This window comes from Pantoea sp. Ae19-2 (assembly GCF_059801205.1).
Map to the genome: position 1 here is coordinate 2,269,284 of NZ_JBCHWE010000001.1, position 12,349 is coordinate 2,281,632.

At 54.7% G+C, this 12,349-nt stretch carries 12 protein-coding genes; 5 read left to right on the top strand and 7 right to left on the bottom strand.

Annotated elements, in window-relative coordinates:
• Positions 1 to 12: 12 nt before the first annotated feature.
• On the bottom strand, positions 13 to 621 hold the full coding sequence (locus AAIE03_RS10505; protein ID WP_028715004.1) for a TetR family transcriptional regulator: 609 nt from the start codon (positions 619 to 621) through the stop codon (positions 13 to 15).
• A gap of 114 nt (positions 622 to 735) precedes the next feature.
• On the opposite strand from AAIE03_RS10505, the gene AAIE03_RS10510 reads away from it, so the two are divergent.
• The 3 genes from AAIE03_RS10510 to AAIE03_RS10520 all read left to right on the top strand — a co-directional run bounded on the left by AAIE03_RS10510 (position 736) and on the right by AAIE03_RS10520 (position 3,284).
• Positions 736 to 2,223, top strand: a complete 1,488-nt coding sequence (locus AAIE03_RS10510; RefSeq protein ID WP_498563000.1) for an MFS transporter — start codon at positions 736 to 738, stop codon at positions 2,221 to 2,223.
• A gap of 144 nt (positions 2,224 to 2,367) precedes the next feature.
• Positions 2,368 to 2,718, top strand: coding sequence for a DUF3147 family protein (locus AAIE03_RS10515; protein ID WP_013025326.1), 351 nt, complete (start codon positions 2,368 to 2,370; stop codon positions 2,716 to 2,718).
• 164 nt (positions 2,719 to 2,882) lie between these two features.
• Positions 2,883 to 3,284, top strand: a complete 402-nt coding sequence (locus AAIE03_RS10520; protein WP_013025325.1) for a MysB family protein — start codon at positions 2,883 to 2,885, stop codon at positions 3,282 to 3,284.
• Here the strand turns inward: AAIE03_RS10520 and AAIE03_RS10525 are convergent.
• The 3 genes from AAIE03_RS10525 to AAIE03_RS10535 form a co-directional block, all read right to left on the bottom strand.
• Positions 3,275 to 3,514, bottom strand: coding sequence for a YceK/YidQ family lipoprotein (locus AAIE03_RS10525; RefSeq protein WP_013025324.1), 240 nt, complete (start codon positions 3,512 to 3,514; stop codon positions 3,275 to 3,277). The two genes, AAIE03_RS10520 and AAIE03_RS10525, sit on opposite strands and share 10 nt — an antisense overlap.
• A gap of 147 nt (positions 3,515 to 3,661) precedes the next feature.
• On the bottom strand, positions 3,662 to 6,214 hold the full coding sequence (mdoH, locus tag AAIE03_RS10530) for a glucans biosynthesis glucosyltransferase MdoH (RefSeq protein ID WP_013025323.1): 2,553 nt from the start codon (positions 6,212 to 6,214) through the stop codon (positions 3,662 to 3,664).
• Complete coding sequence (locus AAIE03_RS10535; RefSeq protein ID WP_041457564.1) at positions 6,207 to 7,745, bottom strand: glucan biosynthesis protein G; 1,539 nt, start codon at positions 7,743 to 7,745, stop codon at positions 6,207 to 6,209. Before AAIE03_RS10535 ends, mdoH begins: the two co-directional genes overlap by 8 nt.
• 281 nt (positions 7,746 to 8,026) lie before the next feature.
• Between AAIE03_RS10535 and mdoC the strand changes: the two genes are divergently transcribed.
• The gene (mdoC, locus tag AAIE03_RS10540) at positions 8,027 to 9,151 is read left to right on the top strand and encodes a glucans biosynthesis protein MdoC (RefSeq protein ID WP_019105717.1); all 1,125 of its coding nucleotides are present in this window, start codon (positions 8,027 to 8,029) and stop codon (positions 9,149 to 9,151) included.
• 31 nt (positions 9,152 to 9,182) lie between these two features.
• On the opposite strand, the gene AAIE03_RS10545 is transcribed toward mdoC, so the two are convergent.
• On the bottom strand, positions 9,183 to 10,643 hold the full coding sequence (locus tag AAIE03_RS10545) for a phospholipase D family protein (RefSeq protein WP_019105718.1): 1,461 nt from the start codon (positions 10,641 to 10,643) through the stop codon (positions 9,183 to 9,185).
• A gap of 156 nt (positions 10,644 to 10,799) precedes the next feature.
• Between AAIE03_RS10545 and AAIE03_RS10550 the strand changes: the two genes are divergently transcribed.
• Positions 10,800 to 11,960 (top strand): glycoside hydrolase family 1 protein, encoded by a 1,161-nt coding sequence (locus tag AAIE03_RS10550; RefSeq protein ID WP_014593402.1) that lies wholly within the window; start codon positions 10,800 to 10,802, stop codon positions 11,958 to 11,960.
• On the opposite strand, the gene AAIE03_RS10555 is transcribed toward AAIE03_RS10550, so the two are convergent.
• Positions 11,951 to 12,124 (bottom strand): hypothetical protein, encoded by a 174-nt coding sequence (locus AAIE03_RS10555; RefSeq protein WP_014606151.1) that lies wholly within the window; start codon positions 12,122 to 12,124, stop codon positions 11,951 to 11,953. The two genes, AAIE03_RS10550 and AAIE03_RS10555, sit on opposite strands and share 10 nt — an antisense overlap.
• Before the next feature lie 32 nt (positions 12,125 to 12,156).
• The gene (locus tag AAIE03_RS10560; protein WP_014606152.1) at positions 12,157 to 12,300 is read right to left on the bottom strand and encodes a hypothetical protein; all 144 of its coding nucleotides are present in this window, start codon (positions 12,298 to 12,300) and stop codon (positions 12,157 to 12,159) included.
• Positions 12,301 to 12,349 lie beyond the last annotated feature (49 nt).

Sequence of the window (12,349 nt, forward strand, 5' to 3'; positions counted from 1 at the left end):
CGCTGTTCGCGCTTACTGCGAGCAGCGGCTGCCGGGCGATAACGGACTGAACAGTTCCAACGTAATCAGGCGATGAATATGATTATCCGAGGCGGCGATGTCCAGCCCTGGCATATTGAGTATGCAAAGCCCGTCGAGCCCACAGACCAGACTAATTAGCCGCCAGGCAATATTGTCCGCTTTATCAAGTAGCCTGAACTCACCGGCTTCCTCCCCCGCCTTGATGACGGCGACGGTTTCCTGCTGCCACATCTCCATTGCAACGATATAGGCGCCGCGCATTTCTGCATCGCGTCCTGCCAGGATCTGGGCTTCGCGCCACAACCGAATGTAGGGCTCAAACCGGCCATCATCGCTACCCAGCATGGAGAAGAGTCGCTCACGCCAGCTGGCGTTTTCCGTTACGGTTTCGGTGTCCAGTATTCTTCGGCTCAGGCGAATAAACGCCTGGGACTTAAGCTCGCCAATACCCGAGAAGTGATGATGCACCTGACCGACGGCAACCTGCGCCTCTGCGGCGATACGTCTTACCGTCATGGCCGCATAGCCTTCCTGAAGGGCAACGGTCATTGCGGCCTGCAGTATGCCTTCCCGGCGCTCATCGCGACTTAAATAGTTCATCTCAACCTACCTGAAACGGTAAAGCGACGAGTCTAACAAAAAGCTGGACAAGCGTTCAACATTAAGTAGGATCCGTCTTGGACATGTGTTCAACTTTATTTCAAAGGGATCGTAATGCTTCGTCAGTGGGTCGCGTTGGTGATTATCGTCATGCTGTATATCCCGGTCGCAATCGATGCCACGGTGCTGCATGTTGCCGTACCGACGCTGAGCATGACGCTAAACGCCAGTGGCAACCAGCGGCTGTGGATCATTGATATCTACTCACTGGTCATGGCCGGTATGGTGTTACCTATGGGTGCACTGGGCGATCGTATCGGATTTAAACGCCTGCTGATAACGGGTAGCCTGCTGTTTGGCCTGTCATCGCTGGCGGCGGCGCTGGCCCCTTCGGCTGCGTGGCTGATAGCAACCCGCGCGTCACTGGCTATCGGGGCGGCCATGATCATCCCGGCAACGCTTGCCGGGATCCGGACACTGTTTGTTGAAGCGCGCGATCGCAATATTGCGCTGGGCGTCTGGGCCGCCGTCGGTTCCGGAGGCGCCGCGTTTGGCCCGCTGCTTGGCGGTGCCGTACTGGAACATTATGACTGGGGGGCGATTTTTTTCATTAACGTTCCGCTTGTCGTTGTGATGGTTGCGCTCGCCGTCTGGCTGATTCCAGGACAGCCGGGGCGACCGGAGCAAAAACTGAATCTGCCCCATGCGCTGCTGTTGATCGCCGCCATACTGCTGTTGGTCTACAGCGCCAAAACGGCGCTCAAGGGTGATGTATCGCCGTCGCAGGTCACGGCAGCCCTGATCGCAGGCGCCACGATGCTTGCCTTGTTTATCCGTCTTCAACGGCGAGCGGAACAGCCGATGATCGATTTGCAGCTGTTTTGCCATCGCATAATTTTAAGTGGTGTGGTGATGGCCCTGACCGCGATGATCGCGCTGGTGGGGTTTGAACTGCTTATGGCGCAGGAGCTGCAGTTTGTTCATGGCTTTACGCCCTTCGAAGCCGGAAAATTTATGTTGCCGGTCATGATTGCCAGCGGCTTCAGCGGCCCCATCGCAGGGATCCTGGTCGGCAAGCTGGGTCTGAGGCCGGTCGCAGTTGGCGGCATGGGATTCAGCGGTATCAGTTTTCTGGGGCTGTCGATGCTGGACTTCAGTACCCAGCAGTGGCAGGCCTGGAGCCTGATGGTGCTGCTGGGCTTTAGCGCATCCAGTGCCCTGCTGGCGTCGACCTCTGCCATTATGGCGGCTACGCCAAAAGAAAAAGCCGCCGCAGCCGGCGCCATTGAAACCATGTCCTATGAGCTGGGTGCCGGACTGGGCATTGCCCTCTTTGGTCTGCTGCTGACCCGTAGCTTTACCGCTTCGATTGTGCTGCCGTCGGCACTGGACCCTGGGCTTGCAGAAAAAGCCTCATCCTCCATCGGTGAGGCCATTAAAGTGGCACAGACGCTGGAGCCTGCACTCGCCGGGGCAACGATTCAGGCAGCAAAAGCGGCCTTTATCACCTCTCACAGCGTGGCGCTGGTCAGCGCGGCTGTGCTGTTACTCCTGCTGGCTGCCGGTATTGGATTTAGCCTGGCAAAGAGCGCGCAGAAGTAACCGATGCGTAGCCGCGAACCGGCGCTGCAACGGGAGAACGATCCCGCAGTAACGATCGTGATAATATTCGCGATCGTTACTGCCTGAAGCCCAGTGATCAGGCTGGCGATAGCGCCGCTGAGCGGCTCAACAACGGAAAAATCTATGCTCTGGCTTATCTCTAAATATGCGATAACTGCCCTGATGGTGGTGATTATTTCTGAAGCGGCTAAACGTAGCGATCGCCTGGGTGGGCTCCTGGCCGCCCTGCCGCTTGTCACCATCCTGGTGTTGATCTGGATGAAACTTGAAGGACAGAGCCAGACGAAGATCGCCGCTCATGCCTGGTATACTTTCTGGTATGTGGTACCGACCCTGCCGATGTTTATACTCTTCCCGTTTTTGTACCAACGTACCGGCTTCTGGCTCACGCTGGGGCTGAGTTGCCTGATCACGATCGTCCTGTTCATGCTGTGGGCAGGTTTTCTGAAAAGGTTTGGTATTGACCTGTTGTAGCCTGCCGATATGGCCAGCAGGTGTTCAGCTATAGCAGCTAACGGATGCGATTCAGGACTGGCTGTATGTGCAGAACGTTCGTCCGCTAAAGTGGCCCGACTTTCCCTCCTGAGATTTTCGTCTATTCTTCACTGAAATCACGTTAATCAGGCAAGGAGAGAAGCATGAGTATGTTCACTACACTGGAAGAAGCGATTGATGCTGCGCGTGAAGAGTTTCTCGCCAGCCATCCGGATATTGAGCAAGACGATGCGGCCATCAACCAGTTTGGCCTGCAAAAATATGTGATGCAGGACGGTGACATCATGTGGCAGGCAGAGTTCTTCGAAGACGAAGGGGATTCGGGCGAGTGTTTGCCTGTGCGCAGCAATGAAGCCGCTCAGGCTATCTTTGACGGCGATTTTGATGAGATTGAACTGCGTCAGGAGTGGTTAGCAGAAAATACGCTGCACGAGTGGGATGACGGTGAGTTTCAACTTGAACCTCCGCTGGACAGCGAAGAAGGTAAAGCCGCGGCGCAGGAATGGGAAGACGATAACAGCGACTCTGACCGCAGTTACTCATAAGGTCCATGGCTGGCATCTACCGGAATCAGCAGCGTGTCGACCACCAGTGACAGCGGCAGGTCGAGAATGGTGATAACCCGCCATGCGCCATCACGGATATCCCACTTTACGCCGGGGTAAAACTGATTACCGTGTCCCTGCCCGGGCACGGTGCGGCTGATGATACTGCCACAGCCGCTCAGCGTAACGACGGCGAGGGATAACAGGATGACTTTAGCGAATGTATTCACAATAGCGACTCAGGTTAAACAGGCGCTATTTTAATCATGAGTTGAGCCGGGTTGCCATCCCCATTCGTGCAAAGTGCAAAATAATGTTGCCGTCTGTAACCGGCGACGGGCGTAAAAAAAGCGGCATTTCTGCCGCTTTCTTCGTTGCTACGCCTGATGCGGTAAGGCATCGGGGTTGAGAGGCATTTTTTGATAGCTCTCTACCCACTGATGATACTTTTCACCACTTTCCCACAGGCGAGTATGTACACGCGCCAGCACCACCGGATCGCTGATCAGCTGCAAGCGCTGCTCTCGATTCAGTTTTTCCGGCGCATCGCTCAGTGCCTGATCGACGCGGCGATCGCGCGCATGATCAAGTAACTGACTCTGCTTGTGGCGTGAGGTCGCAAGCGCGGTCGCCAGGGCGTTAAACGCAGGATGGAACAGCGCATGCATAAAGCCATTTTTCAGCACGCGCTGACGGTTGAGTTCCACATAGCGATCGGTATCCACCAGCTCTTTCGGCGGATCGTACTCTTCCGGGATCAGGAACAGCTTCGCTTTCTTACTCTTGATGCCGAGGCCAGAGCGGCTCGACATCACCGATACAAACGGCGACAGAATAAGCGAGAACACGATTGGCGCCAGCCACCACAGGAAGTTGAGATCCAGCCACCCCATCCCGGCAGCCCAGACAATGCCCAGGGCCATCTGCGAACCGTGACGCTTGAAGGCTTCGCTCCAGGGTGTGGCATCATCGTCACGCTGCGGTGAGTTCCAGACCACTTCCCAGCCCAGGAACGCGCTTACCACAAATACGGTGTGGAACAGCATACGCACCGGTGCCAGCAGCACCGAGAACAGCATCTCCAGCAGCAGCGAGACGAACAGACGTAGCGCACCGCCGTAGGGTTTCGCCCCCTTACACCAGATCAGCACGACGCTGAGCAGTTTCGGCAGGAACAGCAGCACCAGCGTGGTCGAGAACAGCGCAATCGCCAGTTCAGGACGCCACTGGGGCCAGACCGGGAACAGCTGCCTTGGCTGCAGGAAGTAAGTGGGCTCCATGAGCGTATGCACCACCTGTAACGCGGTGGACAGTGCCAGGAACAGGAACCACAGCGGTGCCGACAGATAAGACATCACGCCCGTCAGGAAGACGGCACGGTGCACCGGGTGCATCCCTTTCACCAGAAACAGGCGAAAGTTCATCAGGTTACCGTGACACCAGCGGCGATCGCGCTTAAGTTCGTCCAGCAGGTTTGGCGGGAGCTCCTCATAGGAACCCGGCAAATCATAGGCGATCCATACGCCCCAGCCAGCACGGCGCATCAGTGCCGCTTCCACGAAGTCATGCGACAGGATGGAACCGGCAAACGAGCCTTCACCCGGCAGCGGTGCCAGTGCGCAGTGCTCGATAAACGGCTTCACACGAATGATGGCGTTATGGCCCCAGTAGTGCGACTCACCCAACTGCCAGAAGTGCAGACCGGCGGTAAACAACGGGCCGTAAACGCGGGTCGCAAACTGCTGACAACGCGCATAAAGCGTGTCCATGCCCGAGGCTTTTGGCGAAGACTGGATGATACCGGCATTAGGGTTAGCATCCATCATGCGCACCAGGCCCGTCAGACATTCACCGCTCATGACGCTGTCGGCGTCCAGCACCACCATGTAGCTATAGTTGCTGCCCCAGCGACGGCAAAAGTCATCGATGTTGCCGCTTTTACGCTTCACACGGCGACGACGACGGCGATAGAATATCTTGCCCGCGCCACCGACGTCACGTACCAGCTCCATCCAGGCTTTCTGCTCAGCGATAGCGATATCGGCATCGTAACTGTCACTCAGGATGTAAACATCAAAGTGCTCAGCATTTCCGGTACGCACCACTGATTCCCAGGTCGCCCGTAAACCAGCAAAAACGCGTCCTACATCTTCATTACAGATCGGCATGATCAGCGCGGTACGGTGCGCAGGATTAAGGGGTTCATCGCCGACGGTAGAATAGGAAATGCTGTATTTATCCCGACCAATCAGCAGTTGCAGGAAGCCCATCAACGCCGTCCAGAAACCCGCCGACACCCAGCAGAACAGGATCGCAAACAGGAACAGAATCCCGGTCTGCAACACATAAGGCAGAATCTGCATAACAGACTGCTGCCAGTTCTGGTTGATCATGTCCATGGGATCCAGCAGCGTCCAGCCCTGGTAAGGCAAAATGGTTTTCATGTACCACGTCGCCACCACGGTCTGCATAATCGTGAGGATCAACAGAATATAACGACGAATGGACCCCACGTGGCGCCACTTCTCTTCCGCGCGCTGCTCTTCGGCCGAAGCATAACGGGGAACAGACTTGTGTCCCCGTAGCGAGTCCCAGGCGCGAGCCAGCGGGTTAGTGCGCCAGGCTTCCGGGAACATCAATGAACGCTTCACTTTTGGCATCGCCTTTAACGTGGTGCGATCAAGATAGTCCTTGCCTAGCTGCTGTCCCCCGGCAAGTGAATCGGGCCAGGCCATTTCCACTCGCGACGACACCGATTTTAAAGGTGCATCCTCAGGGCGATCGCTGGCAGCCACATCCTGGCCCAGCGATTCGTGTAACTGGTGAAACGTCTGCGCATTTTGCAACGAAGCGGCCAGACGCGTTTTTCCTGCCGCATCCAGCGGCAGGGCTTCTACATAGCGTTGAGGTGTAAAAGTCAAATTATTCATTGGCAGGTAACTGATAGCTCCAGGTTTCCGTCAATGTCTTGTCACCGCTGACCAGCGCTGCACGCATCTCTGTCGCCTGCTTGTTATCTTTCACGCGCAGACGCAATACCAGACGCCAGCCTTTGGTGACCGGATTGTAGCGAACGCTTTGTTCGACCACTTCGGCGTTCTTGCCTACGCTGACCTGCGGCGCAACCTGACTGTCGGCAGGCATTTCACTCATGTCTTTGCCGACGAAATCGATGGTGAAGGCAACAGTGCCATCCGGTTGACGGACTAAATTCGACTGCTTCACATCGCCCGCTGAACGCAGCGTATCTTTCACCCAGGCAACATCGTCAGAATGCAGTTTGTTTTCATTACGGCCAAAGTGCAGACGGTATTTGAAATCCATCGCTTTACCCGGTTCCGGCAGGTTTTCCGGTGTCCAGAACGTCACGATGTTATCGTTCGTCTCATCTGCGGTAGGAATCTCAACCAGCTCAACGCGTCCTTTACCCCAGTCGCCGATTGGCTCAACCCAGCCGCTTGGACGCAGGTCGTAACGGTCATCCAGGTCCTGATAGTTATTGAAATCACGTCCGCGCTGTAACAGCCCGAAGCCTTTTGGATTTTCAATGGTATAGGTGCTGACGGCCAGGTGACGCGGGTTATTCAGCGGACGCCAAATCCACTCACCGTTGCCGCTGTGAATCGACAGACCGTCTGAATCATGCAGTTCAGGACGGAAATTAGACACTGGCGACGGCTGATTGCGACCAAACAGGAACATGCTGGTTAACGGTGCAATACCCAGTTTACCTACGTTGTCGCGTAAATAGACTTTGGTCTGCACATCAACCGTGGATTCCTGGCCTGGATGGATGGTAAAGCGATAAGCACCGGTCGCGCGTGGAGAATCCAGCAGTGCGTAGATCACCAGCTGTTTGTCCTGCGGTTTGGGTCGTTCAATCCAGAACTCTTTAAAACGCGGGAACTCTTCGCCTGATGGCAGCGCGGTGTCGATAGCCAGACCACGGGCAGACAGGCCATAAACCTGACCGGCACCGATCACGCGGAAATAGCTGGCACCGAGGAAGCTGGCGATTTCGTCATCTTTCTTGTTCTTGCTGTTCAACGGATACAGCACTTTAAAACCCGCAAAGCCGAGGTTTTTCACCGCATCGGCATCGTGTTTCACATTGCCGAAGTTGAAATAATCAGGACTGTATTTGATTTCGCGAACGGTATTGGCGGTGATCTCGTTAATTTTCACCGGCAGATCAAAGTACATCCCCTGATGGTAGAATTCGAGTTTGAACGGCGTACGCAGTTTGCCCCAATACGCTTTATCGTGGTTGAACTGAATCTGCTGGTAGTCAGCAAATTTCATATCACGAAATTGAGAGGGTAAATTGCTTTTTGGCGCTTCGAAGCTTTTTCCGGACAGATCTTTGGCTTGTTTTGCCACATCATCAAAATTAAACGCCCAACTGTTGTTGGCATACAAAGCCAGCAGGACTGCCGCGCCAATCCAGCGCATTTTCGTCAGCCCAACATTATTTTTTTCTTTAGTCAGCACATCCCCCCCTTTCGTGTGCTTAATACAAACCCGCTTATCTTAATGGATAATTCGGCTTTCCGACAGCACATGCACAACAATGTTCCCGATAATCCTCTGCTCGAGGGGTGATTTTAGGACAATTAAACGTTACGGGCTCAACTGAGATTCAACTGATAGTATACTCTGTTATCTGCAGCTAGAATTTCCTTCCGACATAATACGGTTTCAGGGCGAAACCGGCTAAAAACGTACTAACGAACTGGAACTTTATGAGTACAACAAAAACTGAGCGTGAGTATTTTCTCGACTCGATCCGGGCCTGTTTGATGTTATTGGGCGTGCCGTTTCACGTTTCCCTGATCTATTCGTCGCAGAAATGGGCCGTCAACAGCAGCGACGCTTCGTTATGGCTTACGACCCTGAATGATTTTATTCATGCGTTCCGCATGCAGGTGTTTTTTGTCATCTCCGGCTACTTCTCTTACATGCTCTATCTGCGCTATCAGCCCCGACGCTTTCTGAAAGTTCGTCTGGAGCGGGTCGGCATTCCGATGCTGACGGCGGTGCCCTTAATTACGCTGCCACAGTTCTTTATGCTGAAGGCATGGACAAGCAAATACGCGGACTGGAGCGCCCTGCCGCCCTACGCCAAATTCAACAACCTGATGTGGGAGCTGATCTCCCACCTGTGGTTTTTACTGGTGCTGTTAATTCTTACCACACTCGGCATGATCACGTTCCGCTGGTTGCGGGATCAAAAGCGTAACATTGATTATCAACGCGTGGGCTGGGGGAAACTGGCGCTTGGCCTGTTGATCTGGGGCCTGATGTGGGGCGCTTTTCGACGTGTTGTCTTTTACACGAATCCAACCCTTTTAAGCGATGCGCTGTTTAATTTCGTGGTGATGCAGTCCCTGTTCTACCTGCCCTTTTTTATGCTGGGCGCACTCAGTTGGAAACATCAGGCGCTGAAACAGCTGTTCGTGCGAGTGAATCCCGTGCTGTTCATTGGCGCAGTGCTGCTGCTGGTGGCATATATTGTCAATCAACGCACAAGCAGTGGTGAAGGCTGGTTGTATGAGCTGGACGCGTTAATCACCAGCATGATGGGACTTTGCATGCTGAACGTCTGTTACAGTCTGGGACATAAACTGCTTAACTCACATTCGCCAGGCATTATGTATCTGGTTAACGCCTCGCTGTTTATTTATCTGGTGCACCATCCCCTGACGCTGCTGTACGGCATTTATGTGACGCCTGTACTGCATAACAATACGCTGGGCTTCCTGCTGGGTCTGGTCATGGTATTTGGCGTGTCATTCACGTTGTATGAGTTGCACCTGCGTATTCCTCTTCTGCGTTTTCTGTTTTCCGGTAAGCCGCAGAAGCGCTAATGATAAGGCGATCGCTGCCGATCGCCTTGCTTCAAAGCAGCCACTCAATAGGTAATCGCCACACCAGTCGAACCTGCAGACGCTGCCACCAGCTACAGCCGGGTTCATGCTTGTGAACAACTTGCTGCGCCTCGCCGGGATACTCCAGCCAGTTTACTCTTCCCCACTTGTCCAGCCGCAACGTCCAGGCCCGATCGCGCATCGAGTCGCTAAAACGCTGATGGGTTTCGGCGGCCAGTTTTTCACTTTCAATGACCAGCCCCATTTCGGTGTTGAGCACCGCCGAGCGTGGATCGAAGTTAAATGAGCCGATAAACAGGATTTTTTCATCCACTGAAAAGGTTTTCGCGTGCAAACTTGAGCCTGAATTACCGGTCAAGCCGCGATCGTGCGGCGTATCATTCAGGCCGGCCTGGGGTTTTAATTCGAAAAGCGAAATGCCGTGCCGCAACAGTTTTTTCCGCCATTTTGCATAGCCCGCATGCACAATGGACACATCGTTTGCCGCCAGCGAGTTCGTTAACACCGCGATCTTCACCCCTTTGCGCTTCATCGCCAGCAGTTGGGCAACGCCCGCGCGGGTCGGCACAAAGTAAGCGGAAATGATGTCGAACTGATGCTGAGGCGCACCGATCACTTCCATCATACGCTGAGGCAGAAGTGACTTGCGTCGGGCTTTTCCCAGGCCCTTGCGCGGATCGTCACTCAACAGGCGCGTTTTGGCCCAGACAAAAGGCAGATCGTCCTGAGTCAGTTGATCGATCAGCGAGGACTTATTCAGGCGCTGAAGATAATGCTGTACGGTCTCGCTTTCACGCCACTCCGGCGGTAACACCACATCCGGATGCGCCGACATCGGCTGATCCAGCACCTCGCTTAGCGGCGAAACGGGTTTACTGTTCCAGTAGCGTTCAAAATCTTCGGCCACTTCGTTAACCACCGAGCCGATAGCCAGCACGTCGAGATCGGCAAACAGGGGTTCGTTGCCCGTACCAAAATATTCGTCGCCAATGTTACGTCCACCGACTACCGTCGTGACGCCATCCGCCGTGAAGCTCTTATTATGCATCCGCCGGTTGAGGCGGGCGAAGTCGGTGAGATAGCCCAGCGCGCGCAGGGTACGAAAGGAGAACGGATTGAACAGCCTGACGGTAATGTTGGGATGGTGATTCAGCTGCGCCAGCGTATCATCCAGCCCTGGCGTATTGTTATCGTCCAGCAGCAGCCGTACGATCACCCCGCGATTGGCGGCCTCCAACATGGCACTGAACAGCAACCTGCCCGACATATCGTTTTGCCAGATATAGTATTGTATATCCAGCGTCTTCGCGGCTTTCTCCATCAGCAGGTAACGTGCGGCAAAAGCATCCAGCCCGTCACTGAGTGGATGAATGCCGCTCAACCCCGGATGGTGCAAACAAAGCGGAACCAGCCGCTCTTCAAGCCAGCTCTGCCGTGATGGGCTCTGGGGCAAATCAAACGCTTCGGTCATGGATATTCCCTGAATCATACTGTCATTTATTATTATTCCTCCGGGCGCCAGAGTATGCCAGCGCCGGTTGCACATCAGCCATGCTGATGGCACCGTTTTTTAGTCTAGACTTAGTCGAACGATCTGTGACTGTCATTTGCCCGGCAGGAGAGGAATATGAGTCAATCGCCCTTAACTGACGACCGTTTACGCCATCATCCCCGCCTGTTTCAGAGCTTTTTTCAGGGCAGCTTCCCCTGTTCCACCGCCTGCCGCACGCCGGGCAAACGGCTGGATATGGTGATCAGCAGCGGGCACGATATGCTGCTTAAAAAAGACTATGCGGCACTGGTCGATCTGCATCTGTTGACCGCGCGGGATGGTGCACGCTGGCACCTGATTGAAAAAACGCCTAACCAGTACGACTGGAGCAGTTTCCTGCCAATGGTCGAAGCGGCACGGGATAACCAGTTGCAGATCATCTGGGAACTGGCCCACTTTGGCTATCCCGATCATATTTCTGTCTGGAAAGCCGGGTTCGTCGACCACTTCGAACGTTATGCCCGGGAAATGGCGCGCATTATCCGCGATCAGGGCATTCAGCAGGCTTTTTTCACGCCCGTAAACCAGATCTCATTCTGGTCCTGGGCAGGTGCCGACGTGGCCTGGTTTAATCCCCATGCCAGTCAGCGTGGTAAAGAGCTTAAGCGGCAACTGGTTCGTGCTTCTCTGGCTGCCATGAAGGCAATTCGTGAGGTGATACCCGACGCCCGTTTTGTGCTGACCGATCCTTTGGTGCAGATTGCCCATCATCCCGATAACCCCGACAGTAAACCCGGGGCTGATGCACAGCATCAGGCGCAGTTTGAAGCCTGGGATATGTTAGCCGGACGTGTCGATAAAGAACTGGGCGGGCACGAAGATTTTCTGGATATTCTGGGCCTGAACTACTATCCGGATAACCACTGGTTCTTCCCCGATCGGCCAATGGACAGAGACGACCCGGTACGCGCCCCGCTCCATATTTTGCTGGCGCAATACTGGCAGCGTTACCAACGTCCCATGCTGATAGCCGAAACCGGTGCCGAAGGCGAAGCTCGCGCGCCCTGGCTACAGGAGGTCAGTGAAAACGTTGCCGTTGCCCTGGATCAGGGCATTGCGATGGAGGGCATTTCGCTCTATCCCGTGGTGGAGTACCCGGCATGGGCAGACGACAGGCGTTCTCCAGGGTCACTGCTGGGCCTCGCCGATCCCAATGGCAACCGCACCGTGCATGAGGACCTGGCACTGGTGCTGCGCAGTCAGCAGATAAAGTTCACTAAGCGCGATCAGAGCTGACGCGAGGGCGGTTTGGGATAACAGGTTTGCGTATCAAGGCGCTCCGGCGGCGAGGCAAGGCGGCTGTCGTTTAGCCACGTCACCACAAACAAGAAAGTGACACCGATCAGGCAAGCGGTCAGCAGGCCAATAATCGCAATCAGTTTATCATCTCTCGATTCCATCCCTCACTCCTTTCAGGTCCGGTTGATAAACACTAACTCATCCAAAGCGTGACGATCAAAACGAAAATAATCAGCGTGACCGAGGTTACTGCCAGCACCACAATCGCAAAGTGAGCATCGGCAAGGGGCTGAACCACAGGTTCATCGTGCTCTTCTGGTGGGCTGGGTAAAAGCATGCTCTTCCTGGTTAACGCGTGGCTCAAAGGTGCATTTGCGGGCTACAGT

Bases quoted from the DNA above. Each gene is read 5' to 3' on its own strand.
- mdoC (WP_019105717.1), top strand. From the start codon at position 8,027: ATGAGTACAACAAAAACTGAGCGTGAGTATTTTCTCGACTCGATCCGG.
- AAIE03_RS10550 (WP_014593402.1), top strand. From the start codon at position 10,800: ATGAGTCAATCGCCCTTAACTGACGACCGTTTACGCCATCATCCCCGC.
- AAIE03_RS10505 (WP_028715004.1), bottom strand. From the start codon at position 621: ATGAACTATTTAAGTCGCGATGAGCGCCGGGAAGGCATACTGCAGGCC.
- AAIE03_RS10510 (WP_498563000.1), top strand. From the start codon at position 736: ATGCTTCGTCAGTGGGTCGCGTTGGTGATTATCGTCATGCTGTATATC.
- AAIE03_RS10515 (WP_013025326.1), top strand. From the start codon at position 2,368: ATGCTCTGGCTTATCTCTAAATATGCGATAACTGCCCTGATGGTGGTG.
- AAIE03_RS10560 (WP_014606152.1), bottom strand. From the start codon at position 12,300: ATGCTTTTACCCAGCCCACCAGAAGAGCACGATGAACCTGTGGTTCAG.
- AAIE03_RS10555 (WP_014606151.1), bottom strand. From the start codon at position 12,124: ATGGAATCGAGAGATGATAAACTGATTGCGATTATTGGCCTGCTGACC.
- mdoH (WP_013025323.1), bottom strand. From the start codon at position 6,214: ATGAATAATTTGACTTTTACACCTCAACGCTATGTAGAAGCCCTGCCG.
- AAIE03_RS10520 (WP_013025325.1), top strand. From the start codon at position 2,883: ATGAGTATGTTCACTACACTGGAAGAAGCGATTGATGCTGCGCGTGAA.
- AAIE03_RS10545 (WP_019105718.1), bottom strand. From the start codon at position 10,643: ATGACCGAAGCGTTTGATTTGCCCCAGAGCCCATCACGGCAGAGCTGG.